The sequence below is a fragment of the Streptomyces sp. NPDC005496 genome, from assembly GCF_042872045.1.
Taxonomy (GTDB): domain Bacteria; phylum Actinomycetota; class Actinomycetes; order Streptomycetales; family Streptomycetaceae; genus Streptomyces.
Map to the genome: position 1 here is coordinate 352,163 of NZ_JBIAJQ010000007.1, position 25,841 is coordinate 378,003.

General features: G+C 72.2%; 28 protein-coding genes and 1 riboswitch. Of the genes, 12 read left to right on the plus strand and 16 right to left on the minus strand.

What is annotated here, in order from left to right:
• Positions 1–42 precede the first annotated feature (42 nt).
• The gene (locus ACFYQQ_RS23235; RefSeq protein WP_355781918.1) at positions 43–630 is read left to right on the plus strand and encodes a hypothetical protein; all 588 of its coding nucleotides are present in this window, start codon (positions 43–45) and stop codon (positions 628–630) included.
• 52 nt (positions 631–682) lie between these two features.
• Here the strand turns inward: ACFYQQ_RS23235 and ACFYQQ_RS23240 are convergent, their stop codons facing one another.
• Both ACFYQQ_RS23240 and ACFYQQ_RS23245 read right to left on the minus strand, forming a co-directional pair.
• A complete protein-coding gene (locus ACFYQQ_RS23240) occupies positions 683–883 on the minus strand; it encodes a hypothetical protein (protein WP_355781947.1) in 201 nt (66 codons plus the stop codon).
• Positions 880–1,116 carry a hypothetical protein gene (locus tag ACFYQQ_RS23245; protein WP_355781915.1) on the minus strand — a complete coding sequence of 79 codons (237 nt, stop codon included), beginning with the start codon at positions 1,114–1,116 and terminating at the stop codon, positions 880–882. The genes ACFYQQ_RS23240 and ACFYQQ_RS23245 overlap by 4 nt, the downstream gene beginning before the upstream one ends.
• Positions 1,117–1,230: 114 nt before the next feature.
• Between ACFYQQ_RS23245 and ACFYQQ_RS23250 the strand changes: the two genes are divergently transcribed.
• Both ACFYQQ_RS23250 and ACFYQQ_RS23255 read left to right on the plus strand, forming a co-directional pair.
• On the plus strand, positions 1,231–2,073 hold the full coding sequence (locus ACFYQQ_RS23250; RefSeq protein ID WP_355781912.1) for a helix-turn-helix transcriptional regulator: 843 nt from the start codon (positions 1,231–1,233) through the stop codon (positions 2,071–2,073).
• A complete protein-coding gene (locus ACFYQQ_RS23255; protein ID WP_355781909.1) occupies positions 2,054–2,320 on the plus strand; it encodes a DUF397 domain-containing protein in 267 nt (88 codons plus the stop codon). The genes ACFYQQ_RS23250 and ACFYQQ_RS23255 overlap by 20 nt, the downstream gene beginning before the upstream one ends.
• Positions 2,321–2,389: 69 nt before the next feature.
• Here ACFYQQ_RS23255 and ACFYQQ_RS23260 read toward each other — a convergent pair whose 3' ends face one another.
• The 5 genes from ACFYQQ_RS23260 to thrC all read right to left on the minus strand — a co-directional run bounded on the left by ACFYQQ_RS23260 (position 2,390) and on the right by thrC (position 7,959).
• Positions 2,390–3,511: an NADH:flavin oxidoreductase gene (locus ACFYQQ_RS23260; RefSeq protein WP_356174527.1), complete on the minus strand. Its 1,122-nt coding sequence runs from the start codon at positions 3,509–3,511 to the stop codon at positions 2,390–2,392.
• Positions 3,512–3,738: 227 nt separating this feature from the next.
• On the minus strand, positions 3,739–5,364 hold the full coding sequence (gene groL, locus ACFYQQ_RS23265; protein ID WP_355783845.1) for a chaperonin GroEL: 1,626 nt from the start codon (positions 5,362–5,364) through the stop codon (positions 3,739–3,741).
• 402 nt (positions 5,365–5,766) lie between these two features.
• Complete coding sequence (locus ACFYQQ_RS23270) at positions 5,767–5,970, minus strand: cold-shock protein (protein WP_005315736.1); 204 nt, start codon at positions 5,968–5,970, stop codon at positions 5,767–5,769.
• Positions 5,971–6,379: 409 nt separating this feature from the next.
• On the minus strand, positions 6,380–6,658 hold the full coding sequence (locus ACFYQQ_RS23275) for a MoaD/ThiS family protein (protein ID WP_355783842.1): 279 nt from the start codon (positions 6,656–6,658) through the stop codon (positions 6,380–6,382).
• A complete protein-coding gene (gene thrC / locus ACFYQQ_RS23280; protein WP_355783839.1) occupies positions 6,655–7,959 on the minus strand; it encodes a threonine synthase in 1,305 nt (434 codons plus the stop codon). The genes ACFYQQ_RS23275 and thrC overlap by 4 nt, the downstream gene beginning before the upstream one ends.
• A gap of 17 nt (positions 7,960–7,976) precedes the next feature.
• Positions 7,977–8,134: riboswitch (SAM riboswitch) on the minus strand.
• A gap of 168 nt (positions 8,135–8,302) precedes the next feature.
• On the opposite strand from thrC, the gene ACFYQQ_RS23285 reads away from it, so the two are divergent.
• Both ACFYQQ_RS23285 and ACFYQQ_RS23290 read left to right on the plus strand, forming a co-directional pair.
• Complete coding sequence (locus tag ACFYQQ_RS23285) at positions 8,303–9,274, plus strand: glucosyl-3-phosphoglycerate synthase (RefSeq protein WP_355783836.1); 972 nt, start codon at positions 8,303–8,305, stop codon at positions 9,272–9,274.
• Positions 9,275–9,382: 108 nt separating this feature from the next.
• Complete coding sequence (locus ACFYQQ_RS23290) at positions 9,383–10,786, plus strand: trehalose-6-phosphate synthase (RefSeq protein ID WP_356174531.1); 1,404 nt, start codon at positions 9,383–9,385, stop codon at positions 10,784–10,786.
• Between the two features lie 78 nt (positions 10,787–10,864).
• On the opposite strand, the gene otsB is transcribed toward ACFYQQ_RS23290, so the two are convergent.
• From otsB to ACFYQQ_RS23305, 3 genes are all read right to left on the minus strand, one after another.
• Positions 10,865–11,719 (minus strand): trehalose-phosphatase, encoded by an 855-nt coding sequence (gene otsB, locus ACFYQQ_RS23295; RefSeq protein WP_356174534.1) that lies wholly within the window; start codon positions 11,717–11,719, stop codon positions 10,865–10,867.
• A gap of 68 nt (positions 11,720–11,787) precedes the next feature.
• The gene (locus ACFYQQ_RS23300) at positions 11,788–12,015 is read right to left on the minus strand and encodes a DUF3263 domain-containing protein (protein WP_355794351.1); all 228 of its coding nucleotides are present in this window, start codon (positions 12,013–12,015) and stop codon (positions 11,788–11,790) included.
• A 69-nt stretch (positions 12,016–12,084) separates the two neighbouring features.
• Positions 12,085–13,302: an extracellular solute-binding protein gene (locus ACFYQQ_RS23305; protein ID WP_355794352.1), complete on the minus strand. Its 1,218-nt coding sequence runs from the start codon at positions 13,300–13,302 to the stop codon at positions 12,085–12,087.
• Between the two features lie 155 nt (positions 13,303–13,457).
• On the opposite strand from ACFYQQ_RS23305, the gene ACFYQQ_RS23310 reads away from it, so the two are divergent.
• The 3 genes from ACFYQQ_RS23310 to ACFYQQ_RS23320 all read left to right on the plus strand — a co-directional run bounded on the left by ACFYQQ_RS23310 (position 13,458) and on the right by ACFYQQ_RS23320 (position 16,650).
• The gene (locus ACFYQQ_RS23310) at positions 13,458–14,408 is read left to right on the plus strand and encodes an ROK family protein (RefSeq protein WP_388905024.1); all 951 of its coding nucleotides are present in this window, start codon (positions 13,458–13,460) and stop codon (positions 14,406–14,408) included.
• Complete coding sequence (gene nagA, locus ACFYQQ_RS23315; protein WP_355787752.1) at positions 14,408–15,580, plus strand: N-acetylglucosamine-6-phosphate deacetylase; 1,173 nt, start codon at positions 14,408–14,410, stop codon at positions 15,578–15,580. The genes ACFYQQ_RS23310 and nagA overlap by 1 nt, the downstream gene beginning before the upstream one ends.
• A 140-nt stretch (positions 15,581–15,720) precedes the next feature.
• Complete coding sequence (locus ACFYQQ_RS23320; protein ID WP_356174542.1) at positions 15,721–16,650, plus strand: 1-phosphofructokinase family hexose kinase; 930 nt, start codon at positions 15,721–15,723, stop codon at positions 16,648–16,650.
• Positions 16,651–16,689: 39 nt separating this feature from the next.
• On the opposite strand, the gene ACFYQQ_RS23325 is transcribed toward ACFYQQ_RS23320, so the two are convergent.
• Both ACFYQQ_RS23325 and cdgB read right to left on the minus strand, forming a co-directional pair.
• The gene (locus ACFYQQ_RS23325; protein WP_355787945.1) at positions 16,690–17,664 is read right to left on the minus strand and encodes a CBM35 domain-containing protein; all 975 of its coding nucleotides are present in this window, start codon (positions 17,662–17,664) and stop codon (positions 16,690–16,692) included.
• Positions 17,665–17,781: 117 nt separating this feature from the next.
• Entirely contained in the window at positions 17,782–19,470 is a 1,689-nt protein-coding gene (gene cdgB / locus ACFYQQ_RS23330; RefSeq protein WP_355787948.1) for a diguanylate cyclase CdgB, read from the minus strand.
• A 388-nt stretch (positions 19,471–19,858) separates the two neighbouring features.
• Between cdgB and ACFYQQ_RS23335 the strand changes: the two genes are divergently transcribed.
• Entirely contained in the window at positions 19,859–20,443 is a 585-nt protein-coding gene (locus tag ACFYQQ_RS23335; RefSeq protein ID WP_355787951.1) for a flavin reductase family protein, read from the plus strand.
• A 141-nt stretch (positions 20,444–20,584) separates the two neighbouring features.
• Here the strand turns inward: ACFYQQ_RS23335 and ACFYQQ_RS23340 are convergent, their stop codons facing one another.
• On the minus strand, positions 20,585–20,860 hold the full coding sequence (locus tag ACFYQQ_RS23340; RefSeq protein WP_355787954.1) for a DUF1876 domain-containing protein: 276 nt from the start codon (positions 20,858–20,860) through the stop codon (positions 20,585–20,587).
• Positions 20,861–20,944: 84 nt separating this feature from the next.
• Positions 20,945–21,382: an alternative ribosome rescue aminoacyl-tRNA hydrolase ArfB gene (arfB, locus tag ACFYQQ_RS23345; protein ID WP_355787957.1), complete on the minus strand. Its 438-nt coding sequence runs from the start codon at positions 21,380–21,382 to the stop codon at positions 20,945–20,947.
• Between the two features lie 193 nt (positions 21,383–21,575).
• On the opposite strand from arfB, the gene ACFYQQ_RS23350 reads away from it, so the two are divergent.
• Both ACFYQQ_RS23350 and ACFYQQ_RS23355 read left to right on the plus strand, forming a co-directional pair.
• Complete coding sequence (locus tag ACFYQQ_RS23350) at positions 21,576–22,151, plus strand: TerD family protein (protein ID WP_355787959.1); 576 nt, start codon at positions 21,576–21,578, stop codon at positions 22,149–22,151.
• A gap of 125 nt (positions 22,152–22,276) precedes the next feature.
• Positions 22,277–22,834, plus strand: coding sequence for a GNAT family N-acetyltransferase (locus ACFYQQ_RS23355; RefSeq protein ID WP_356174550.1), 558 nt, complete (start codon positions 22,277–22,279; stop codon positions 22,832–22,834).
• A 189-nt stretch (positions 22,835–23,023) separates the two neighbouring features.
• Here ACFYQQ_RS23355 and ACFYQQ_RS23360 read toward each other — a convergent pair whose 3' ends face one another.
• Complete coding sequence (locus ACFYQQ_RS23360) at positions 23,024–24,457, minus strand: M1 family metallopeptidase (protein WP_355793207.1); 1,434 nt, start codon at positions 24,455–24,457, stop codon at positions 23,024–23,026.
• A 7-nt stretch (positions 24,458–24,464) separates the two neighbouring features.
• Between ACFYQQ_RS23360 and ACFYQQ_RS23365 the strand changes: the two genes are divergently transcribed.
• Positions 24,465–24,965, plus strand: a complete 501-nt coding sequence (locus ACFYQQ_RS23365; RefSeq protein WP_355793203.1) for a hypothetical protein — start codon at positions 24,465–24,467, stop codon at positions 24,963–24,965.
• A gap of 45 nt (positions 24,966–25,010) precedes the next feature.
• Here ACFYQQ_RS23365 and ACFYQQ_RS23370 read toward each other — a convergent pair whose 3' ends face one another.
• Positions 25,011–25,712: a pentapeptide repeat-containing protein gene (locus ACFYQQ_RS23370; RefSeq protein WP_355793205.1), complete on the minus strand. Its 702-nt coding sequence runs from the start codon at positions 25,710–25,712 to the stop codon at positions 25,011–25,013.
• Positions 25,713–25,841: the final 129 nt, after the last annotated feature.

Here is a 25,841-nt window from a genome sequence, read left to right on the forward strand (position 1 = left end):
TCGTAGGACAGCACTCCGCCCCGGGAGGGACACCGCACGCCCATGAACCACGCACAGCTGACCGCCCTGGGCCGCGCGCTGCGGCTGCTGGGCGAGCACGGCGAGGCGCTCGGCGCCGACAGCCCCGACGCGAAGCTGCACGAGGTCAAGGCCGACCTGAAGCGGGCCCTGGACCTGCTGGAGGAGACCGTCACCACGGCGGTGCCCACCACGCGCTGCGCCGAGCACCCGACCGGGCCGGTGGACGAGGGCGCCGTCGACCTGTGCCTGCTGTGCGAGACCCGGCGCCGGGCCGCCCGCCGCTCCGAGGTCAACGGCTCCTTCGCGCACGGCCGCCCCGGCGGACCCGACGACTCCCCCGACCGCACCCAGTCCCGCTACGGCGTCCGCGCCGACCGCCCCCAGCCCCAGCAGCGCTGGCTGCCGGAGGTGTGGAACGGCCAGGCATGGCAGCTGTGCGGCACCCCCCGCCGCGACCGCCACGAGGCCGAGCGCTACCTCGCCGCCGAGCGCAGGTCCCCCCGCCCCGGGATGGCCTACCGCCTGGTCCACGAGTTCACCGACTACGAGGTCCTGCGGATCTGGGGCACCCCCGTCAAGATCGACATCGAGCCGATGGGGAACCTGTAGGCGGACCGGGAGCGGACGGGGGCCGTCCCGGCTCCGGCCCCCTTCCGCGCGGTCACGGCAGGCGCGCCTCCGCGTTGAGCCGCCGCACCCGCGCCCGCAGCACCTCCCCCGGCGGGGCCTCCGCCAGCGCCTCCGGCGGGCAGTCCCACTCCCGCCCGCCGCCGGGCGGCCGCAGCTGTACGAGGCCGCCCTCGTGTCCCATCACCCGGCCGAGCCGGCCGTCGCGCGTGTCGATCGCGTACTCCTCGCTCACGCGCCACCGCCCTCGTCGGCGGTGCCGCGGCCGCGGAGCACGGCGGCCAGCTTCCGCGCGGTGCCCACGTTGCACCGGCCGAGCGCGACCAGGGCGAACGGCTCGTCGCTCGCGCCGCTCACCGGATCGACCCGCAGCGACGGCAGCACCACGCCGACTCCGGCCAGCGCCGCCCGCAACTCCGCCACGATCTCCTCCGTCGGCCGTACGTGTGTACCCGGTGTCATCTCCATCGGAGCGTTCCCTCCACGCTGAGTGTTCGTGTTCGGTACTCAGCGTGGTCGGGGGCCCCTAACCTGGCCAGAGACGGCGTCTCAACAACCCAGGCTGTGTGACAGGGAGTTGCCATGCCCGGACCGAAGGACCTCGACCCCGCGTCCTCGCCCCGCGCCATGATCGGGGCGGAGTTGCGGCACGCCCGCGAGAACGCGGGCCTCAGCCAGGCCGAGCTGGGCGAACCGCTCTTCGTGAGCGGTTCGTTCATCGGCCAGCTGGAGGCCGGGACACGGCGGCTGCACCTCGAATACGCCGTCCAGATAGACGAGATCCTCGGGACCAAGGGGTTCTTCGAGCGCAACTGCCGGGCGCTGGCCAGGTCCCGGTACCCGGACCACTTCGCCGAGGCGGCGGAGGCGGAGGCGATCGCCACGGCGATCAGGGAGTACTCAAGCCTGCTGATCCCGGGACTGTTGCAGACGGAGCGGTACGCGGAAGCGGTCTTCCGCGCATACAAGCCGACGGCGCCCGACGCCGACATCCGGGCGCTGGTGGCCGCCCGCCTGGACCGTGCGCGCCTGATCGACCATCCAACAGAGCCGCTGTTGTGGGTGGTCGTGGACGAGGCCGTGCTGCGGCGGAAGGTGGGTGGCGCCGACGTGATGGCTGAGGCGCTCCGGCACATGACGGCCCTGGCACACGATCACCGCATCCTGGTGCAGGTGCTCCCGTTCGCTTCAGGGGCGCACGCGTCGATGACCGGTCCGCTGAAGCTGATGGAGTTCGAGGACGCGGCTCCGCTGTCGTTCGTCGAGGGACCGGACATGGGCAAGCTGCTGGACGACCCGGCGACGGTGGCCCGGCACAGCCTGACCTTCAACCTCCTTCAGGCGGCGGCCCTTTCACCACGGGACTCCCTGGCCCTGATCGAGTCCGTGGCGGAGGATTACGGCCATGGAGACCAACACCCGTGAGAACGGCCCGACGGCAACCACCTGGTACAAGTCCAGCTACAGCGGGGGCGAGGGCGGGAACTGCCTGGAGGTCGCTCGCTGGCGCAAGTCCAGCTACAGCGCCGGTGATGGCGGCGACTGCCTGGAGGTCGCCGACGGTCACCCCGCCCTCGTGCCCGTGCGGGACTCCAAGAGCCCCGGGACCGAGATCACCTTCGGCCCCGCCGCCTGGGCCGCGTTCGTCGGTCACGTCGGTTCCGGCGGCTGACCCGCGCCGGGTACGCGAAAGGGACGGCGCCCGCGTCACGGCGGGCGCCGCCCCTCGATGCGGGCGGGGTCAGCTCAGTGAGCCCAGCGCCGCCGCGTCGTACGCCTTCAGCTCGTCGTAGCGGCCGGCCAGGACCTTCGCCGCCCACTCCGGGTCCTGGAGCAGCGCGCGGCCGATCGCGACGAGGTCGAACTCGTCGCGCTCCAGCCGGTCGAGCAGGTCGTCGATGCCGCGGACCGAGGAGCCCTCGCCCTGGAAGGCCTTGAGGAACTCGCCGTCCAGGCCGACCGAGCCGACGGAGATGGCGGGCTTGCCGGTGAGCTTCTTCGTCCAGCCGGCGAGGTTCAGGTCGGACCCGTCGAACTCGGGCACCCAGTAGCGGCGCGTGGAGGCGTGGAAGGCGTCCACGCCGGCCGCGGCGAGCGGGGCGAGGATGGCCTCCAGCTCCTCCGGGGTCTCGGCGAGGCGGGCGTCGTAGTCCTGCTGCTTCCACTGCGAGTAGCGGAACAGGACGGGGAACTCGGGCGAGACGGCGTCCCGGACCGCGGCGACGATCTCCGCCGCGAACTTCGCACGGGCCACCGGGTCGCCGCCGTACGCGTCGGTGCGCCGGTTGGTGCCGGACCACAGGAACTGGTCGAGCAGGTAGCCGTGGGCGCCGTGCAGCTCGACGCCGTCGAAGCCGATGCGCTCGGCGTCCGCGGCTGCCTTGGCGAACGCCTCGATGACGTCGTCGATGTCCTGCTGGGTCATGGCCTTGCCCTTGGGCTCGGCGCCGGCGGTGTGGATGCCGGAGGGGCCGACCGCGGGGGCGTCGGCGAAGGGCGGCTCGCCCGCCCGGCGGACCATGCCGATGTGCCACAGCTGCGGCACGATCGTGCCGCCGGCCGCGTGCACGGCGTCGGCGACCTTCGTCCACCCGGCGAGCTGCTCCTCGCCGTGGAAGCGCGGCACGCTGTCGCTCTGGCCGGCGGACTCGTGGCCGACGTAGGTGCCCTCGGTGACGATGAGGCCCACGCCCGCGGCGGCGCGCCGCGCGTAGTAGCCGACCACGTCCTCACCGGGTACACCGCCCGGCGAGAACTGCCGGGTCATCGGTGCCATCACGATCCGGTTCGGGACGGTCAGGCCGTTCAGGGACACGGGTCGGGAAAGGATCTCGGCTGCGCGGGACGCGGCGTCGGCTGTCACGTGAGGGCTCCTCGGGGCGGGGAAGACGGACATTCCGGTGGGTATGTGCACGTGCATTGACCCACCCTCCCGACAACGGTCCCCGGCGCCGCGGCATTCCGTGTCCTCGCCGTGCCGCGGTGTGATCCCGGCCACGTGGGCGGGGGCTCCCGCCCCGGAAACGCCCGAGGGCGGCACCCCCGGGAAGGGGTGCCGCCCTCGGAAAGGACGAGCCTGATCCGGAAGGATCAGAAGTCCATGTCACCGCCCGGCATGCCGCCCGGGGCGCCGCCGGCGGCGGCCTTCTCGGGCTTGTCGGCGATGACGGCCTCGGTGGTGAGGAACAGCGCGGCGATGGACGCGGCGTTCTGCAGGGCAGAGCGCGTGACCTTCGCCGGGTCGATGATGCCCTCGGCGATCATGTCCACGTACTCACCGGTCGCGGCGTTGAGACCGTGGCCGACGGGCAGGTTGCGGACCTTCTCGACGATGACGCCACCCTCGAGACCGCCGTTGACGGCGATCTGCTTGAGCGGGGCCTCCAGGGCGAGCTTCACGGCGTTGGCGCCGGTCGCCTCGTCACCCGTCAGTTCCAGCTTCTCGAAGACCGAGGAGGCCTGGAGCAGGGCCACGCCACCACCGGCGACGATGCCCTCCTCGACGGCCGCCTTCGCGTTGCGAACGGCGTCCTCGATGCGGTGCTTGCGCTCCTTGAGCTCGACCTCCGTGGCGGCACCGGCCTTGATGACGGCCACGCCGCCGGCCAGCTTCGCCAGACGCTCCTGGAGCTTCTCGCGGTCGTAGTCCGAGTCGGAGTTCTCGATCTCGGCGCGGATCTGGTTGACCCGGCCGGCGACCTGGTCGGCGGAGCCGGCGCCGTCGACGATCGTGGTCTCGTCCTTGGTGATGACGACCTTGCGGGCGCGGCCGAGCAGGTCGATGCCCGCGTTCTCCAGCTTGAGGCCGACCTCCTCGGAGATGACCTCGCCGCCCGTGAGGATGGCGATGTCGCCGAGCATGGCCTTGCGGCGGTCACCGAAGCCCGGGGCCTTGACGGCGACGGACTTGAAGGTGCCACGGATCTTGTTGACGACCAGGGTCGACAGGGCCTCGCCCTCGACGTCCTCGGCGATGATCAGCAGCGGCTTGCCGGACTGCATGACCTTCTCGAGGAGCGGCAGCAGGTCCTTGACGTTGCTGATCTTCGAGTTGGCGATCAGGATGTACGGGTCGTCGAGGACGGCCTCCATACGCTCCATGTCGGTGGCGAAGTACGCCGAGATGTAGCCCTTGTCGAAGCGCATACCCTCGGTGAGCTCCAGCTCCAGACCGAAGGTCTGGGACTCCTCGACGGTGATGACGCCTTCCTTGCCGACCTTGTCCATCGCCTCGGCGATGAGCTCGCCGATCTGGGTGTCGGCGGCGGAGATGGAGGCCGTCGAAGCGATCTGCTCCTTGGTCTCGACATCCTTCGCCTGCTCCAGCAGGGCACCGGAGACGGCCTCGACGGCCTTCTCGATACCGCGCTTGAGAGCCATCGGGTTGGCGCCGGCGGCGACGTTGCGAAGGCCCTCGCGGACCAGCGCCTGGGCCAGGACGGTCGCGGTCGTCGTGCCGTCACCGGCTACGTCGTCCGTCTTCTTCGCGACTTCCTTGACCAGCTCGGCGCCGATCTTCTCGTACGGGTCCTCGAGCTCGATCTCCTTGGCGATGGAAACACCATCGTTGGTGATCGTGGGGGCGCCCCACTTCTTCTCGAGGACGACGTTGCGACCCTTGGGACCAAGGGTGACCTTGACGGCGTCGGCGAGCTGGTTCATCCCGCGCTCGAGACCGCGCCGTGCCTCCTCGTCGAACGCGATGATCTTGGCCATGTGAAGTGGTCCTCCCGGACTGGGGTGGATTGCTCCGGACCGCGCTGGCGCCCGCGACGGACGGCCTGCCTGCCTCGTGGTTCCTTGCCCCACATGGCCTGCGGGCCTCACCGACCCGGTCCTTCGTTGTCACTCTCACCTTCAGAGTGCTAACGCCAATGATTAGCACTCGACCCCCGAGAGTGCAAGGTGCTCCTCCCCAGCGAGCCCTATCGAGGGGGCGCGCGGAGCGCGTCGCGGCTGCCCTGCGAGCGCCTGCGCGGCCCCGAGCCACCCCCTCCGCGTCCGGAGCGGCGGGGACCCCGGCCGCTCCCGGGAACGCCCGAGGGGCCCGTACCCCTGATGGGATACGGGCCCCTCGACGTGAGTGAGTGCGTGCGTCGGTGGCCGATCGCGCCGAGATCAGACGGCGAGTTTGACCATGTCCGCCTGCGGACCCTTCTGGCCCTGCGAGATCTCGAACTCCACTCGCTGACCCTCTTCAAGGGTGCGGTAGCCGTCCATCTGAATCGCGCTGTAATGCACGAAGACGTCCGCACCACCGTCGACCGCGATGAAGCCGTACCCCTTCTCCGCGTTGAACCACTTGACGGTGCCCTGAGCCATGCCTAACTCCCCTATTACTGGCCCTTGCACAGATCCACACTTCGCGGATCCGGGTCAGACCTCACCCCCCAACGGTTGGGGGTGTGCGCCGGAACGCGTCGACCGCGGCTGAATGTATCTGTCCAACTGCCGTCTGCAACAGGTCAATCGGACGAGAATTCCGGGCATCGGCGATCGGCCGTATGTGGAGAATTCACACATATTCAGGGCAAGTCGGGCCCCGTAAATGCCGTAAAAGGCTCAAAAATGCCGGGTACATTGGCTGCTTCTTATCGGGCACCGGGTCGGTGTTCATATGCACCCGGCATGGAAAGCGAAGCGGCTTCCCCAACTGTACCGCGCTCAACCATGCAGAATTGCCCCCTCCGTTTCTCTCACGGAGAGGGCAATCCGGTTGAACGGTGCGTCGTCAGCAGCCGCCGGCCACGGCCGGGATGATCGAGACGCCGGCGCCGTCGGGCGTCGCCGTCTCCAGGCCCTGCTCGAAACGCACGTCGTCGTCGTTCACGTACACGTTCACGAAGCGGCGCAGCTTGCCCTGGTCGTCCAGGACGCGCGCGGCGATGCCCGTGTGGTTCTTCTCCAGGTCCGAGATGACCTCGGCGAGGGTCGCGCCCTCCGCCGGGACCTCGGCCTTGCCGCCCGTGTAGGTGCGCAGGATCGTGGGGATGCGAACGTTGACGCTCATGATGCGAGGCCAGCCTCTCGGAAGGAGTCCAGGTTCGGGCGGATGGTCGCGGTCAGACCGGTCCCGGCCACCGCGTCGAGGGTCTTGAGGCCGTCACCGGTGTTGAGGACGACTGTGGTCAGCGCCGGGTCCAGGGCGCCGCTCTCGATCAGCTTCTTCGTGACGCCCACGGTCACCCCGCCCGCCGTCTCGGCGAAGATGCCCTCGGTGCGCGCCAGCAGCTTGATCGCGTCGACGATCTGGCCGTCGTCGACATCCTCCACCGCGCCGCCCGTCCGGCGCGCGATGTCGAGGACGTACGGCCCGTCGGCCGGGTTGCCGATGGCGAGCGACTTGGCGATCGTGTCCGGCTTCTGCGGCCGCACGACGTCGTGCCCCGCCTTGTAGGCCACCGACACCGGCGAGCAGCCCTCGGCCTGGGCGCCGAAGATCTTGTACGGCCTGTCCTCGACCAGCCCGAGCCTGATCAGCTCCTGGAGGCCCTTGTCGATCTTCGTGAGCTGCGAGCCGGACGCGATCGGCACGACGAGCTGGTCCGGCAGCCGCCAGCCGAGCTGCTCGCAGATCTCGTACGCGAGGGTCTTCGAGCCCTCCGCGTAGTACGGCCGCAGGTTGACGTTGACGAAGCCCCAGCCCTCGCCGGCCGGGTCGCCGATGAGCTCGGAGCAGAAGCGGTTGACGTCGTCGTAGTTGCCCTCGATGCCGACGAGCTCGCCGCCGTAGACCGCGGCCATGACGATCTTGCCCTGCTCCAGGTCGTGCGGGATGAACACGCAGGAGCGGAAGCCGGCCCGGGCGGCGGCGGCACCGACGGCGCCGGCCAGGTTCCCGGTGGAGGAGCAGGAGAGCGTGGTGAAGCCGAAGGCGCGGGCGGCCTCCAGGGCCTGCGCGACGACGCGGTCCTTGAAGGAGTGCGTCGGGTTGCCGGAGTCGTCCTTGACGAACAGCTTGCCGGCCTCGACACCCAGCTCGCGGGCGAGGTTGTCGGCCTGCACGAGCTTGGTCCAGCCCGGGTTGATGTTCGGCTTGTCGGCGACGTCGGCCGGGACGGGCAGCAGGGGCGCGTAGCGCCAGATGTTCGCGGGTCCCGCCTCGATGCGCTTGCGGAGGTCCTCGGTGTCGTAGTCCGAGAAGTCGTAGGCGATCTCCAGCGGGCCGAAACACTCCTCGCAGGCGAAGACCGGGCCGAGCGGCACGCGGTGTCCGCACTCGCGGCAGGAGAGGGCGGCGGCGGGGCCGAGATCGACGGAGTCCGCGGCGGAGGGGGAGTTCGTGGTGCTTGCAACTGTCTGCGCAGCCATGGAGGCGAGGCCCTTTCTCCTCATCTTCCTCACGGCGCACTTCGCCGTGAGACGGATTTGGCACCTTCCCTAGCCGGGAGCCTCGCGACGCTGATCGGCGATGATCAGGACGAGACCGGCTGGAGGGTTGCCGGGGCTTCAACGGGCCGTATCCCTCTGCCCCTCTGGATGAGCGGTGTTCAGTTGTTGATCTGCGCGCGGTTCCCGGATCAGGACATGCGATGGTCATCCGCGTTGTTCAAGACTGTAACCGACGGCCAGGACAGTTGAGATAGTCGTCCGAACCGCGAGATGGATCACACCCCGGGTGGGCGTGTGAGCAGACAGTGAGGAGCCGCAGACCGTGCTGGAAGAAGTCGAGCGCTGGCTGAGCACCCGCTCCTGGTCCGTCACCGATCGTCCGCTGCACCGGCTGATGGCCGCGAAACGCGCCGCGGGCTCGACGGTCAGCGTCGTGCTGCCCGCGCTGAACGAGGAAGAGACCGTCGGCGAGATCGTCGCCGTCATCCGCCACGACCTCATGCGGCAGGTCCCGCTCGTCGACGAGATCGTCGTCGTCGACTCGGGCTCGACCGACCGCACCTCGGCGGTCGCCGCCGCGGCGGGCGCCCGGGTGGTGCACCGGGACGAGATACTGCCGCGCCTGCCGGCCGTCCCCGGCAAAGGCGAGGTCCTGTGGCGGTCACTGCTCGTGACGAGCGGGGACATCGTCTGCTTCGTCGACGCGGACCTGAAGGAGTTCTCGTCCGACTTCGTCACCGGGATCGTGGGCCCGCTGCTCACCGATCCGGGCGTCGATCTCGTCAAGGCCATGTACGACCGGCCGCTGACCGTGTCCGACGGGTCCGCCGCCGGCACGACCGCCGCGGGCCAGGGCGGCCGGGTCACGGAGCTGATGGCGCGCCCGCTGCTGAACATGCACTGGCCGCAGCTCGCGGGCTTCGTGCAGCCGCTGGGCGGCGAGTACGCGGCCCGCCGGTCCCTGCTGGAGCGGCTGCCGTTCCCCGTCGGGTACGGCGTCGAGCTCGGCATGCTGGTCGACGCGCTGCACCTGGTGGGCCTGGACGCGCTCGCGCAGGTCGACGTGGGGGTGCGCAGGCACCGCCACCAGGACGGGCAGGCGCTCGGCCGGATGGCGGCGGCGATCTACCGCACCGCGCAGCTCCGGCTGGCCCGCGGCCATCTGATCCGCCCGGCGCTCACCCAGTTCGAGCGGGGCGACGACGGCTTCGAGCCGCGCACCTACTCGGTGGACACCGAGGAGCGGCCCCCGATGACGGAGATCTCCGAGTACCGCTCACGCAGAGTGGCGTGAGACCGCTCCCGGAGTGACGGGCCGTGACGGGTTCCGGCGGTCGTATACGGCCGGTACCCGTCAGGTCCGTACGTTTGAGCGGTTCCGACCCGGGCTAAGTTGAGGCTTATGGCTTCCACGCACGGTGACCACCAGATCCTTGTCGCGTCCAACCGCGGACCGGTCTCCTACGAGGTACGCGAGGACGGCTCGCTCCACGCCCGGCGCGGCGGGGGCGGACTGGTCTCGGGGCTCTCGGCGATCGGACCGGACGCGGGCGCTCTGTGGGTGTGCGCGGCCCTCGGCGACGGGGACCGCGAGGCGGTGCGGCGCGGGGTCGGCGAGGACGGCGTGCGGATGCTCGACATCGACGCCGAGGTGCACGCGGACGCGTACAACGGCATCGCGAACTCGGTGCTCTGGTTCGTTCACCACATGCTGTACCAGACGCCCCTGGAGCCGGTCTTCGACGCGGAGTTCCGGCGCCAGTGGGCGTCGTACGAGGCGTACAACCGGGCCTTCGCGAAGGCGCTGGCGGAGTCCGCGGCCACCGGCGCCTCGGTCCTGGTGCAGGACTACCACCTGACGCTGGTGCCCGGGATGCTCCGCGAGCTGCGGCCGGACCTGCTCATCGGGCACTTCTCGCACACCCCGTGGGCGCCCGTCGACTACTTCCGGATGCTGCCCGACGACATCGCGGACCAGGTGCTGCGCGGGATGCTGGGCGCGGACCGGCTGGGCTTCCTGACCCGGCGCTGGGCGGACGCGTTCACCGCGTGCTGCGCGGAGCTGGCCGGCGGGGTCGGCGACACCCGGATCGGGGTGCACGGCCTGGGCGCGGACGCGGACTTCCTGCGGGCGCGCTCGCACGAGGCGGACGTGGACGACCGGATGGCGGCGCTGCGGGAGCAGATCGGCACGTCTCCCGAGGGGACGCCGCGGCGGACGGTCGTGCGGGTCGACCGCACCGAGCTGTCGAAGAACATCGTGCGGGGCCTGCTGGCGTACGAGCAGCTGCTCGCGGACCGTCCGGAGTGGCACGAGCGCGTGGTGCACGTCGCCTTCGCCTATCCCTCCCGGCAGGACCTGGCCGTCTACCGGGAGTACACGGCCGAGGTGCAGCGCGTCGCCGACGCGATCAACTCCCGGTTCGGGACGCCGGGCTGGACGCCGGTGGTGCTGCACGTCAAGGACGACTTCGCCCGGTCCCTCGCGGCGTACCGGCTCGCGGACGTGGCGCTGGTCAACCCGATCCGGGACGGCATGAACCTGGTCGCCAAGGAGGTGCCCGTCGTCTCGGACGGGGGGTGCGTCCTGGTGCTCTCCCGGGAGGCGGGGGCGCACGAGGAGCTGGGCGAGGACGCCGTCACGGTGAATCCGTACGACGTGGTGGGCACCGCTCGCGCGCTGCACGAGGCGCTGACGCTGCCGCCGGACGAGCGCGCCACCCGCACCAAGCGGCTGGCCGCCGCGGCGACGGCGCTCCCGCCCGCCCAGTGGTTCCTGGACCAGCTGAACGCCCTGCGGGCCTGAGCCCCGGGCCGTCCGGGGTCCCCGGACGGCTCCCCCGGCGCCCGGCACGGTGGGTCCCGTGCCGGGCGCCGCGGTGTGTCAGACGATCCGGTCCGCCAAGGCGGCGAGGAGTGCGACGACCCCGGCCGGCCCTTCGACCACGAGGTCGGCCCGCTCGGCGAGTTCGGCGACCTCGGAGCTGCCGCTGCACACCAGCAGGCCCGGTACGCCGTCGGAGCGGAGCTTGTCGACGGCGGCGAAGGCGGGCAGGTCGCCCAGGTCGTCCCCGGCGTAGAGGACGGCCTCGGCGCCGGTCTCGCGCACGTACTCGGTGAGGGCGACGCCCTTGTCCACGCCGGGCGGCCGCAGCTCCAGGACCATCCGGCCGGGCTCGACGATCAGGCCGTGCCGGGCGGCCAGCTCCGTGAGCGGGCCGCGCAGGGTCTCGAAGGCGGCCTGCGGGTCGGCGGCGCGGCGCGTGTGCACGGCGACGGCGCGGCCCTTCTCCTCGATCCAGGTGCCCTGCCAGGCGCCGATCTCGTCCAGGAAACCGGGCAGCTCGGCGCGGACCGCGGCGACCCCGGGGTGCGGTGCGGGCGCGTTGACCGTGCCGCTCACCGCGTCCCAGCGCTCGGCGCCGTAGTGCCCGAGGACCACCAGGTGCTCCAGGCCGGGGACGCCCGCGAAGCCGCCGTGGCGGACCGCGACGCCCGCCGGGCGCCCGGTGACGACGGCCACGGACGCCACCTTGGGGGCGAGGGCCGCGAGGGCGGGGACCGCGCCGGGGTGGGCCCTGGCCTGTTCGGGGTCGGGGACGATCGGCGCGAGTGTCCCGTCGAAGTCGAGTGCGATCACGGCCCGGCCGGGCCGTCCCAGGATGGCGTCGAGTCCCTCGCGTCCGGCCGTGGTCACCGGCGTCGGCAGGGAGTCCGTGGAGTCCGCGTTGCTGCCCATACGACGACCCTATCCGCGAGGGGCGGTACGCACGCATGTCTCATCGCGTCAGGTGCGGGCCGCCGGCCTCAGCGCTCCGCGCGGCGGGCCTCGCGGACGCGGCGCAGGCGGTTGACGGTCACCGGGTCGTGGGCGAGCGCCCTCGGATCGTCGAGCAGGGCGTTGAGGAGCTGGTAGTACCTGACCGGCACGAGACCGAGCTCCTCGCGTATGGCCCGCTCCTTGGCGCCCGGCCCGGGCCAACTCCGGCGCTCGGTCGCGAGGACGGCCCGCTCCCGGGGGGTGAGCTGTTCCATGCCGGCCACGGTAGTACCCGGCACCGACACCGCCGCCCCGGGACGGGCGGCGGCGCGGGCCCGTAGGTCCTACTCCGCGCTCTCCGCGATGGTCGCCTTGCGCTGGAGTTCGCCGAGGACGGCCGAGGGGCGGCCGCCGGGGCTCACGGCCTTGCCGATCTCCTGCTTGACGGAGGCGGCGACCCCGGCCCAGCTGGTCCGGCCGACCGGGTACAGCTCAGCGGCGGGCAGCTGCTCCAGGAAGGGCGCGAGATCGCGGTCGTCCTCGTCGGCGGCCATGGCGTCGGACGCGGAGGTGGTCACCGGCAACAGGTCGTACTCGTGGGAGAAGGCGAGGACGTTCTTGGTGCTGTAGACGTAGTCGAGGAACTCGCCGATCTGGTCGCGGTGGCCGTTCTGCTTGAAGGCCATCATCCAGTCGGCGACGCCCATGGTGGCGCGGCTCCTGCCGTCGACGCCGGGCATCGGCACCATGCCGACCTTCACGCCCTTCTCGGCGGCCGCCCGCATCAGCGTGGGGTGTCCGTTGAGCATGCCGACCTCGCCGCGCGCGAAGGCGGCGAAGGCGTCGGCGCGGTTCAGCTTCGCGGGCGGGGTCGGTCCGGTGAGGCCCTTGTCGACGAGCTCGTCCTTCAGCCAGTCGAAGGTGCTGATGTTCTCCGGGGAGTCGATCAGATAGGTGCCTACGTCCTGCGTGTAGCCGCCGCCCCCGCTCAGCAGCCACTGCATGGTCTCCGCCTGCGCCTCCTCGGGGCCCAGCGGCAGCGCGTAGGGGATCTTGACGCCCTTGGACTTGAGCACCGCCGCGTCGGAGGCGAGCTGGTCCCAGGTCTTCGGCGGGGTGAGTCCGGCCGAGGAGAACAGCTTCTTGTTGTAGAAGAGCAGCCGCGTGGATGCTGCGAAGGGCATGCCGTACTGGATGCGCCGCGTCTCGCCCGCGCTGCTGAGCTGCGGGACGAAGTCGGCCTGGGTCGGTATGGAGAGCAGCTCGTCGGCCTCGTACAGCAGGTCCTTGGCCGCGTAGTCTGCGTACGCGCCGATCTGGGCGAGGTCGGGCGCCTTGCCGGCGTCGACCATCTCCCTGACCTTGCGGTCCACGTCGTTCCACGAGTAGACGCTGACCTCGACGTCGATGCCCGGGTGGCCGGCCTCGAACTTCTTCACCAGCCGGTCCCAGTACTTCTGGGAGCTGTCGGCCGCGGAGGTGCCGTAGTCGGCGGCCACCAGCCGCAGCGTCACGTCCTTCGAGCCGGCCGAGCCACCGCAGCCCGCGAGCGCCGCCGTCATGCCCAGTGCGGACACCACCGCGATCAGTCCTGTCCTACGCCGCTGCACCGCTCGTCCCCACCATGTTGTCTAGTCCTGTTCAAACTTCGGATACAAGGTCTACACCACGTGAGTGGACTAGACCTCTCCAGGGGTAAGGGGCGACACTGTCCCCCGTGAGACATGTCATCGCCCTCGACGTGGGCGGCACCGGAATGAAGGCCGCCCTCGTGGGGGCCGGTGGCGAGCTGCTCCACGAGGCCCGGAGGGCGACCGGCCGCGAGCGCGGCACCGACGCCGTCGTCGGGACGATCCTCGACTTCGCGGCCGAGCTGCGGGCCCACGGCGAGCGGGAGTTCGGCGTGAGCGCCGAGGCCGCCGGGGTCGCCGTCCCCGGCATCGTCGACTCCGCGCGGGGCGTCGCCGTCTACTCCGCCAACCTCGGCTGGCGCGACCTCCCGCTGCGCCGGCTGCTCGGCGAGCGGCTGGACGGCGTACCGGTCGCGCTCGGCCACGACGTGCGCACCGGCGGGCTCGCCGAGGGCCGGATCGGCGCGGGCCGGGGAGCCGACCGCTTCCTGTTCGTGGCGCTGGGCACCGGCATCGCGGGCGCGATTGGCATCGACGGCACGGTCGAGGCGGGCGCGCACGGCTTCGCCGGCGAGATCGGCCACGTCGTCGTACGGCCCGGGGGCGCTCCGTGCCCGTGCGGGCAGCGTGGCTGCCTGGAGCGGTTCGCCTCCGCGGCGGCCGTCAGCGCGGCCTGGGCGCGGGCCTCGGGGAACCCGGAGGCCGACGGGGCGGACTGCGCGCGGGCGGTGGCGGCCGGGGACGCGCGGGCCGCGGCCGTCTGGCAGGAGGCCGTCGACGCGCTCGCCGACGGACTGGTCACCGCGCTGACCCTGCTGGACCCCGGCGTGCTGGTCGTCGGGGGCGGTCTCGCCGAGGCCGGCGAGACCCTGTTCGCCCCGCTGCGGACCGCCCTGGAGCAGCGCGTCACCTTCCAGAAGCTGCCGCCCCTCGTCCCCGCCGCCCTCGGCGACACGGCCGGATGTCTGGGCGCCGGACTGCTGGCCTGGGATCTACTCGAAACCGACATCACCGTCCGCTCGGAGGTAACCACCTGATGGCCCCTAGCAAGGTTCTCGCCGGCGCCCGGGTGGTCCTGCCCACCGGGACCGTGGACGGCGGCCGCGTGATCGTCGACGGCACGCGGATCACCGAGGCCGGTCCCGCCGGGCCGGAGCCCGCCGCGGTCCCCGCGGACGCGGAGCACCTCGACCTGACGGGCCACTGGCTGGTCCCCGGCTTCGTCGACATGCACAACCACGGCGGCGGCGGCGCGTCCTTCACCTCCGGGACCGTCGAGGAGGTCCTCAAGGGCGTCCACACCCACCGGCTGCACGGCACGACCACCCTCGTCGCCTCCACCGTCACCGGCGAGATGGACGGGCTCGCCCAGCGTGCCGGGCTGCTCTCCGAACTGGCCGAGCAGGGCGACATCGCGGGCATCCACTTCGAGGGCCCCTTCATCTCTCCCTGCCGCAAGGGCGCGCACTCCGAGGAGCTGCTGCGCGACCCCGACCCGGCCGAGGTCCGCAAGCTGGTCGACGCGGCGCGCGGCCGGGCCCGGATGGTCACGCTCGCCACCGAACTGCCGGGCGGACTCGACTCCGTACGCCTGCTCGCCGAGCACGGGGTGATCGCGGCCATCGGGCACACCGACGCGACTTACGAGCAGACGCGCGAGGCCATCGACGCGGGCGCCACCGTCGCGACGCACCTGTTCAACGCGATGCCCGTGCTCGGCCACCGCTCCCCCGGCCCGATCGCCGCCCTCCTGGAGGACGAACGGGTCACCGTCGAGCTGATCAACGACGGCACCCATCTGCACCCGGCCGCACTGGAACTGGCGTTCCGTCACGCGGGCGCCGGGCGGGTTGCGTTCATCACCGACGCGATGGACGCGGCCGGCTTCGGCGACGGCCGCTACATGCTCGGCCCGCTGGAGGTCGAGGTGGCGGACGGCGTCGCCCGCCTGGTGGAGGGCGGCTCGATCGCCGGGTCCACCCTCACCCTGGACCGCGCCTTCAGACGGGCGGTGACCGTCGACCGCCTGCCGGTCGAGGACGTCGTCACCGCGCTGTCCGCCAACCCGGCCCGGCTGCTCGGCGTGTACGACCGCACGGGCTCCGTCGAGGCGGGCAAGGACGCCGACCTCGTGGTGCTGGACGCCCGGTTCGCGGTGACGGGCGTGCTGCGCAGGGGCGAATGGGTGGTTCGTCCTCAACTGGGGTGACACGTGCTCCCGTTGGAGCATCCTCTACGCCGGCGGCGGGCCCGTGGGACTGGGCCTGCCGCCGTCGTCTTTGGCATGATCGGGTCTCCGCACGCGGGCAAGCGCGCACTTCACCACGACTCCTGGGGAGGTCGGCCCAGGTGATCCTCACGGTCACGCTGAACACCGCTCTCGACATCACCTATCGCGTACCGGCCCTGCGGCCGCACGCCTCGCACCGGGTCACCGAGGTGAGCGAACGGCCCGGCGGCAAGGGGCTGAACGTGGCCCGCGTGCTCGCCGCCCTCGGCCACCGGGTGACGGCCACCGGCTTCGCGGGCGGCGCCACCGGCGACGTCCTGCGGGAGCGGCTGGCGCGGGTCCCCGGGGTGGTGGACGCGCTGCTGCCGGTGGCGGGCGCGACCCGGCGGACGATAGCCGTGGCGGACACGGCGACGGGCGACACGACCCAGCTCAACGAGCCCGGGCCGGTCATCACCCCGCAGGAGTGGTCCGCCTTCCAGGAGACCTACGCGGCGCTGCTGCCCTCCGTGTCGGCGGTGGCCCTGTGCGGCAGCCTGCCGCCGGGGGTGCCGGTCGGCGCGTACGCGGGGCTCGTCCGGGCGGCCCGCGCGGCGGCGGTCCCGGTCCTCCTCGACACCAGCGGGGAGCCGCTGCGCCGGGGGCTCGCCGCCCGCCCCGACCTCGTCAAGCCGAACGCCGAGGAGCTGGCCGAGCTCACCGGCTCCCACGATCCGGCCCAGGCCACCCGGGACGCCCGCAGACGCGGCGCCCGCACGGTGGTGGCCTCACTCGGCGCCCGGGGACTGCTCGCGGTGAACGCCGAGGGCCGCTGGCGGGCGGCACCGCCACACCGCGTCCCGGGCAACCCGACCGGCGCGGGCGACTCGGCGGTCGCGGGCCTGCTGTCGGGGCTGGTGGAGCGTCTGGGCTGGCCGGAGCGCCTGGCCCGGGCCGTCGCCCTGTCCGCGGCGACCGTCCTGGCGCCCGCGGCGGGCGAGTTCGACCGGGCGGCGTACGAGGACCTGCTGGGCCGGGTGACGGTGACGCACGAGGCCGCCGCGGCGTAGGAGGTACGCGGGGGCGGCCCGGGCCACAGGGGCGGGGGTCTAGCCCTTCCAGCCCCTCACGAGCCACATCTGGTCGAGGAGGGCGTCGCACTGGTTGCCCTGCTCGCACGAGATCTTGATCGTGTTGGTGCCCTTGTTGAGCTCGACGTAGTTGTAGGTCTTCGTCCAGCCCTTGGCGTAGTCGCCCTCCGGCGCCTGCGCCCAGTTCTTCAGGGCGAGCGGCGTGGTCTGCGGCTTGCCGTTGACCGAGAGGGTGGCGGTGGCGTCCTTGCCGGGCACGCTGTAGCCCGTGTAGACGGTGTACTTGCCGTCCTTCGGGATGCCGTTCACGTTCCAGGTGACGGCGGCGCCGACCTGGTTGAAGTTCGTCACGTAGACGCCGCCGGCCGCCTTGGCGCCCTTGACGTCGGACGCGGTGACGGCGCCGTCCAGGCGCAGCGCCTTGGCGTCGATCGTGGGCAGCTCGCCCTCGTCCTCGGCCTGCGCGCCGGACGACTTGCTGGGCTCGGCGCTCTGCGAGGCCGTCGGGGCCGAGCCGCCGGCCTTGTCGTCCTTCTTGTCGTCCGAGTCGCCGCCGAGCATCACGACGCCGATGCCGACGACCACGGCGGCGACCACCGCGACGGCGCCGATCAGCAGACCCTTGGTGTTGGGGCCGCGGCCCCGCCCGCCGCTGTCGAGGCCGCCCGAGCGGCTGGTGACGGTGGTGGTGCCGGAGGCGGTCGCGGGGGCCCCGTGGTGCGCGTTCTGCTGGCCGTACGCCTGCTGCGGGGCCTGCTGGCCGTACTGCCCGGTGGGGGCCTGCTGGCCGTACTGCGCGGTCGGGGCCTGCTGGCCGTACGCGGCCTGCTGCCCGTACTGCCGCTCGCCCACGGCGCGCACCCTGTTGACCGAGCCTGGGTAGCCGTAGCCGCCGCTCGGCGGCTGGGCTCCGGCGGCCTGGCCGTCGGCGTACAGATAGCCGAACGGGTCGTCGTCCTCGGGCGTGCTCGCGCCGTTGTTGCCGGGCGTCATCCCTTGGTACTCCTCAGCGGTGCGGGTCGGATGCGGTACGTGGATGAATGGCGAGCCTACCCGCTCCGAGGGACCCAAACGGGTGACTCAGACCTCACCGACCCACTGACCTGCGTGTTATCCCGCACGCCGATGTTGTTTGGGACGAGACCGTTTCTCTACGTACATCCGCTCGTCAGCGGATTTCAAGACCTCGTCCGCCGTCATCCCGCAGTGTGCCCACCCGATGCCGAAACTCGCGCCCACCCGGACGGCCCGGCCGTCGACCCTGATGGGCGGGATGATCGCGTTGCGCAGCCGTACCGCGAGGTCCTGGGCGTCGGCCCGGCCGAGGCCGTCGGCGAGGACCACGAACTCGTCGCCGCCGAGCCGCGCGACGGTGTCCCCGTCCCGCACGCCGTTGGTCAGCCGCCGGGCGACCTCCACGAGCACCGCGTCGCCCGCGTTGTGCCCGAAGCGGTCGTTGATCGACTTGAAGCCGTCGAGGTCGCAGAAGAGCACCGCGAGGCCCTTGGTGCCGTCGTCCGTCTCGCCCTCGGGCGCGATGGTGTGGACGTGGTGGTCGAAACCGTCGTACGGGCCCGTCTCGGGACGGAAGTCGAAGCCGTGGCCGTGCCCGTGCGCCTCCTGGTCGAAGGCGGCCGGGTGCTCGGGCGGGTACGCCCCGTACGCCGCGTCCAGCGAGGCGACCGCGCCGGGCGGCAGGGACTGCGGGCGCTGGCAGAGGCGGGCGCCGAGCCGGGATCGCAGCTCGGCCGAGTTCGGCAGGCCGGTCAGCGAGTCGTGCGAGGCGCGGTGGGCGAGCTGGAGCTCGCGGCGCTTGCGCTCCTCGATGTCCTCGACGTGGGTGAGCAGGAAGCGGGGCCCGTCGGCGGCGTCGGCGACGACCGAGTTGCGCAGGCTCACCCAGACGTAGGTGCCGTCGCGGCGTCCGAGGCGCAGCTCGGCCCGGCCGCCCTCGGCGGAGGTCCTGAGCAGGGTGCCGATGTCCTCGGGGTGCACGAGGTCGGAGAAGGAGTAGCGGCGCATCGCGGAGGCGGGGCGGCCGAGGAGCCGGCACAGCGCGTCGTTCGTGCGCAGGATCCGGCCGTGCTGGTCGCCGCCCATCTCGGCGATGGCCATGCCGCTGGGCGCGTACTCGAAGGCCTGGCGGAAGCTCTCCTCGCTGGCGCGCAGGGCCTGCTGCTCGCGCTCCAGGCGGACCAGGGCGCGCTGCATGTTGGCGCGCAGCCGGGCGTTGCTGATGGCTATGGCGGCCTGGAACGCGTACATCTGGAGCGCCTCGCGGCCCCAGGCGCCGGGCCGGCGGCCGTTGCGCGGCCGGTCCACGGAAAGGACGCCGATCAGTTCGCCGCAGCGGGCTCCGGAGACGCCGGGGGTGTACATCGGCGCGAAGAGCCGGTCGGAGGGGTGCCACTCGTCCTCGAAGCGGGGCGCCGGGCCGTCCGTGTACCACTGCGGTACGTCGTCCTCGTCGAGGACCCAGCCCTCGGTGTGGGGTATGAACCGCAGGTCGCCCCAGGCCTCGCCCATGGTGAGCCGGCGGTCCCAGGAGTCGCGCGAGCCCACCCGGCCGGTGATGAGGGCCTCGGCGGCGGAGTTCCCGGCGAGGGCGGCCACCACCAGGTCGCCGTCGGGCCGGACGAGGTTGACGGCGGCCAGCTCGTAGCCGAGGCCGTTGACCACGCCGTCGGCGACGGTCTGCAGCGTGTCGGCCAGGCTGCGGGCGGTGTTCATGTCCGCCATCACCTGGTGCAGCTGCCGCAGGGTCGTAAGGCGGACGTACGGCTCCGACTCGGTCTCCATGCGCCCTCCCCCCGAGACCTCGCAGCAACTCCAGGGTTCTCTTCGGCGTGACTCGGCTTACTGCTTGGTAGCTTCACACGCAGCTTCGTACATCGTCCCCGCCACTGAATCACAGCGCGCTGCCCACTCGGTACACAGGGTCAACAAAATATGGCTCCTGTGACTCAAGTCACAGCAGAACATGAGCAATTGCGTGGGCTTTCTGCATTTTCACGGTGCGTTTACTGCGCGCATGACCGGGAAATGTGCACGCGCTGTGAGCATAGGTGTCCATGCGCGACCGCGGGCCGTTCTCCGCGACGGGCGGCGCACTCGGCCCCTGGTCCTAGGACCCGCTTCGGCCGCTGGTCCGATGCGGCCGCGCGGGACCGGCGACTAGCGTCTTCCCGTGCTGAAGACTCCCGCCGACCCCGCCCTCTCCCCCCTGTCCGGACCGCCGCCCGCCGGCGGGCATGCTGAGGGGGTGAGCAACGACGAGTTCCGTGCCGTCATGTCCCGGCTGGCCGCGGGCGTGGTCCTGGTGACCGCCCACGAGCCCGCGCTGGACCCCGACGGCCCCGGCGGCGAGGACGTCGGCATGACCGCGACGTCCTTCATGTCCGTGTCCCTGGACCCGCCCCTGGTGCTCGTCGGGTTGCGGGAGGGCTCCCGGATGGACGACCTGCTCGCCGAGCAGCCGAACTGGGCGGTCTCCGTGCTCTCCGAGAGCCAGCGCCATGTCGCGGGCCGCTTCGCCATGAAGGGCCGCATCAGCGACCGCCTGCTGTTCGAGGACATCCCGTACCTGCGCGGCCAGGAGTCGGGCGCGCCGCTGGTCGGCGGCGCGCTGGCCACCCTGGAGTGCCGTACGGAGCAGCGGGTGACCGCGGGCGACCACACCCTCGTCATCGGCCGCGTGCTGACCGCGGCGGTGCCGAGCGCCGACGGCGGCCCGCTGACGTACTTCAAGGGCCGCTACCGGCAGCTCGGTTGACGGCTCGGGGCTGCCCCGCGCCCCCGCGGTGACGGGCCGTCCGGTCCGACGGCGGGCCCCGCCGGGAAGGGCGCACCGGACCACCGGCGATCGCGGCCGGCGGTCGGTGTCGGGCCACCGGCGGCCGGTGGTCCGTGCCGGTCAGGGCGTCAACGGGTACGACGTGCGGCCCGAGGCCTCGTCGATCTCGTCGTGCGCCTTGGTCAGCAGCTTCATCGCCAGTTCGTTGAGCGCCCTGGCGCCCGCGACCTCCTCGCCGACCCTCGGCTGGTCGGCGTCGGAGGGGTGGCGGCTCGAGTAGCCGTGCGCCCGTACCTCGCTCCCGTCCGGGAGCCGCACCATGGCGGCCGCCCGCGTGCGGTGGGAGTCCTCCTCGAATTCCAGCTCGACATGCCATCCGACAGCGGTCCGCGCCATCACGATCACCTCCGGAACCCCTGCTTCCAGGATGTGCCCGCGACCCCGTCGGCGCACGGCCTGAGGCGGGGCGGGCGGCCCCGCTCAGCCCCAGTCGCGCCCGGAGCGGCCCCGCTTGGTGTCGGAGCGCTGCTTCTTCTCGCGCAGCCGCCGTTCGTTGATCCCCCGCGGGATGCGGGTGGCGCGGCGGGGGCGGGGCGGCGGCGCGCTCGCCTCGGCGAGCAGCGAGGCCAGCCGGACGGCCGCGGTCTCGCGGTTGCGCCACTGCGAACGGTGCTCGGAGGCGCGCACGCTGATCACGCCGTCGACCAGGCGCCCGGCCAGCCTGTCCAGGGCGCGCTCCTTCCACACCGGCGGCAGCGCCTCGGTCCTGGCGAGGTCGAACCGCAGCTCGACCTGGGAGTCGCTGGTGTTGACGTGCTGTCCACCGGGTCCCGAGGAGCGCGAGAAACGCCACATGAGCTCGGCCTCGGGCAGGGAGACGGAGCCGCGGATGACGTAGGGACCGGACATGGGGTCCATGGTCGCCTGCGCGTGCGGTCCGCGTCACCCGTTTTTCCGACCGGTGCGTCCCTTCGGGTAAAGAAAGTAAAGAGAGCTGGAACCTCAGGTACCCCCCTCGACGTTCATAGGTGTAGCTGTAGCTTCGTGCCCGTACGAAGCCCATACGTACGGGCACCGAGCGCGTACGCAACGAGGGAAGGGACTCCCAACAATGGCTGTAAGCCTGTCCAAGGGTGGCAACGTCTCGCTCACCAAGGAGGCTCCGGGCCTGACCGCCGTCACCGTGGGCCTCGGCTGGGACGTCCGCACCACCACCGGTACCGACTTCGACCTCGACGCCTCGGCCATCGCGGTCAACCCGCAGGGCAAGGTCTACTCGGACGGTCACTTCGTCTTCTTCAACAACAAGCAGACCCCGGACCAGACCATCGTCCACACCGGCGACAACCGCACGGGCGAGGGCGCGGGCGACGACGAGGCGATCAACGTCAACCTGGCGGGCCTCCCCGCCGACGTCGAGAAGATCGTCTTCCCGGTCTCGATCTACGACGCCGAGACCCGCTCGCAGAACTTCGGCCAGGTCCGCAACGCGTACATCCGCATCGTGAACCAGGCCGGCGGCGCGGAGATCGCCCGCTACGACCTGTCCGAGGACGCGGCCACGGAGACCGCCATGGTCTTCGGCGAGCTCTACCGCAACGGCGCCGAGTGGAAGTTCCGCGCGGTCGGCCAGGGCTACGCCTCGGGCCTCGCCGGTATCGCCCAGGACTTCGGCGTCAGCGTCTGATCACGCCATACGCGCAGCGCCCGAAGCCCCCGGCCCCGCGGCCGGGGGCTTCGGCGTCCCCGCGCCGGGTCCGTCCCCAACCCTGGGTCGCGGACACGGCCTGGGCGCGGCGGTACTTTGCCCCCGTGATCCTCGAATCCCTCCGTCTCACCCCCGACCACGACCTGCCGGCCCCGCTCCTCACGGAACTGACCGGCCTCTACGCCTCCAACCGTGACTTCTACGCCCTGAGCGGGGACTTCCCGGACGCGGACGACATCCGCCCGGAGCAGGTCGCGGCGGCGCTCGCCGGGGAGCTGGCCCATCCGGACGTGGAGGTGCTGCTCGCGCGCGGCGCCGGGCGGCTGGTCGGGGTCGCGATCACCCTCGCGCACCATCCGGACCCGGCCGACCCCGACCCGTGGATCGGCCTGCTCCTGGTCGACGCGGGCGAACAGCGCAAGGGGCACGGGCGGACGCTGGCCTCGCTCGTCGAGGACCGGATGCGCGCGGCGGGCCGCACCGCCGTACGGCTGGCCGTCCTCGGCAACAACCCGGGCGCGCTCGCCTTCTGGACCTCCCTCGGTTACGAGGTCATCGGGCACCGCAGGGATCTGCAGCAGGGCCGCCCGTGCGCGGTGCTGCGCAAACCGCTGGCCGACGTCGACGTAACCCGGCCGCGACCTCAGCCGCAGCCGCACTGACGAGGGGGCGGCCGGAGGGCCGCAGACCGGGCTTTACGGTCCGGGCCCCTCGGGCGACCGGCGGTGGGGTGCACCCGTCGCCTGCTCGGCGGACGTGACTCGCCGTGCCGTCGTTACGGTCCGGTCCGGTCCGCTCCCGTCCGTTCCGCTCCGGCCCGGTCCGGTCCGGCTGGGCTCGCCGTGCCGTCCTCACGGGCGGTCCGGCTTCCCCTCCCCGTACAGCCAGTCCCGCCAGATCCCCTCGAAGTCCTTGTCCGGCGCCCGCTTCTCGACGTAGTCCGTGAAGTCCGCGGTGTCGGCGTTGCCGTGCCGGTGGGCGGCGGCCCAGCCCCGGACGAGGTCGCGGAAGGCGGCGTCGCCGACGGTCCGGCGGATCTTGTGCAGGACCATGGCGCCGCGCTCGTAGACCGGGCTGTCGGAGATGTGGGCGGCGTCGGTGGGCCGGGCGGGCGGGAAGGCCCACACCGCCTCGCCGGTCGCCGGGTCGTCGTAGTAGTCGCCCCGGTAGAGGGCGTCGAAGGTCTCCTGCGCCGTGTCGCCTCCGTGGTCCTCCTCCCACAGCCACTCCGCGTAGGTCGCGAACCCCTCGTTGAGCCACATGTCCCGCCAGGACTTCGGGGTGACGGAGTCACCGAACCACTGGTGGGCCAGCTCGTGGACGAGGGTCCCGAGGTCGGGGGCGCCGGGGAAGACGGGCCGGTTCTGCGTCTCCAGGGCGTAGCCCACGTCGTCCGCGTCGTCCACGACCGCGCCGGCGGAGGAGAAGGGGTAGGGGCCGAAGGCGTCCTCCTGCCACGCGAGGATCTCCGGCAGCCGCCGCAGCACCTTCGCGCTCGGCCCGGCCTGCGCGGGGTCGACGGCGACGTACAGCGGCAGTCCGCTCTTCGTCGTCGTGCGCCGGACGTCGTACCGGCCGATCGCGAGGAAGGCCAGATAGCTCGCCATCGGCTCCGCCGTGTGCCAGCGGAAGGTGCGGCGGCCCTTCCCGGCCGTCCCGCTCCTCGGCTCCCCGTTGGACACCGCCCGCAGCCCCGCCGGGACGGTGACCGCCACGTCGTACGCCGCCTTGTCCGAGGGGTGGTTGCTGCCGGGGAACCAGGCCATCGACCCGGTGGGTTCGCCGAGGGCCAGGGCACCGTCGGCCGTCGGCAGCCAGCCCTCCTGCGAGCCGTCCGGATCGGTGACCGTCTCGGGCCTGCCCGAGTAGGCGACCCGCACGTGGAACGTCTCACCCCGGTCGAGGTCGTCGTGCGGGCGCACCGTCAGTTCCTGGCCGGTGCGGCTCCAGCGGGCGCCCCGCCCCTCGACGCTGACCGTGCCGACGTCCAGGCCCTTCAGGTCCAGGTTGAAGGCGCTCAGGTCCTGCGTCGCGCGCGCCGTGATCTCCGCCGTCCCCGTGAGGTCCCCGCGCACGGGGTCGTAGGAGAGGGTCAGGCCGTAGTGCGTGACGTCGTAGCCTCCGTTGCCCGCCTTCGGGAAGTACGGGTCGCGTACGCCCGAGGTCCCGGGTCTGCCCTCCACCCCGCCGCCGCACGCGGTCAGGAGCAGGGCCGCGGCCAGGGCAAAGGGCACGGAGACGGAAGATCGGGGCACGTCCGTGATCCTACGAGGGCGTGACACCATTCCTTCCGTGCTCGACATCGGCTACGCCCTCTCCAACCGCTTCCCCGACCCCCCGCAGACCGACTACCGCCGCGCGGACGTACGGGCGCTGCGGCACGACCTGTTCTGCGGGGACGTCTACCTCGCCGACACCAAGGCGGACCGGGAGCTGTCCACAGCCTGGGGATGGGTGCCGGTGCTCGACTTCGCCTGGGCGCTGTGCGACATCGTGGAGCAGCTGGACCAGGACCCGCGGGGCAGCCGGGCCTCCCGCCCCCAGCACGCCGAACTCGACTTCACCGAGTCCACCGACCGGATGCTCTTCGAGCGGCGCTTCGGCTGGGTCGACATCGAGGCCGACTGGATGCCCGTCGAGGAGGCGCCGCTGACCTTCTCGCACTCCGAACTGCGCCGCGAGGCCCGCGACTTCCTGCACGACCTGCTCGCCGACCTGACCGACCTGCACGAGGGCCTGGCCGACAACCCGGCCATCTGGACCCTCCAGGCCCGCTTCCCCCGCATCGGCTGAACCCGGCCCGCACCGGTCGCCCCCGGTGGAGGCGGGCCCCGTTCGTCACGCCTGGCCGGGGCCCACCACCCGCAGGCCCAGCTCCGCCGCCAGCAGCGGCGCCAGGTCGAGCAGCTGGGACGGGCTGATCACCGCGCCCGCCAGCCGGTCCACCCCGCGCGCGATGTCCAGCTCCGCCGCCCGCAGATCGACGTCCTTGAGCGTGGCCGCGCTGAAGTCCGCCCCCTTCAGGACGCAGTCGACGAACTCCACGCGCTCCAGCGTGGCGGCGCCGAAGTCGGGCTCGACCAGGACGCATCCCTCGAAGACCACGTCCTTGAGCCGGGCCTTGCGCAGATTCAGGTAGTCGATCTTGCCGCCGCGCACCAGCACCCGCTCCAGCACCGCACCGTGCAGCTGCACGCCCCCGACGCGGGCGTCGAGCAGCTCGACATCGCGCAGCATCGCCCCGGCGAGGTCGGTGCCCACACCGCGGGCGTTCGAGAGGACCGAGTCCAGGAAGCGCGCGTTCGGCAGCCGGGTCTCGTCCAACGCGCAGCCCTTGAGCGCGCAGTCCATGAAGCGGGCGCCCGAGCCGTCCTGCCCGGCGAGGTCGGCGTCCCGGAACTCCAGCCCGTCGTAGTCCCCGTCGGGCTCCAGCGCGCCGTCCGCGAACGCCTCAAGGGGCGGCAGCCGCACCCCGGGGCGCCGCGCCCCCTTCACCGCTCCGCCCGCCCTGCCCGCCCTGCCCGCAGCCCTGTGCACCATCCGCTCATCGTGCACCACCCCACTGACAGCATCCCTGACCTGCCGTTCTCCTCCCGATGTCACATTCCGGGGCCCCGAACCGGTCCTAGTCACGGACCGGGCCGTCCTCGGCCGGCACCGGCCGGGGCC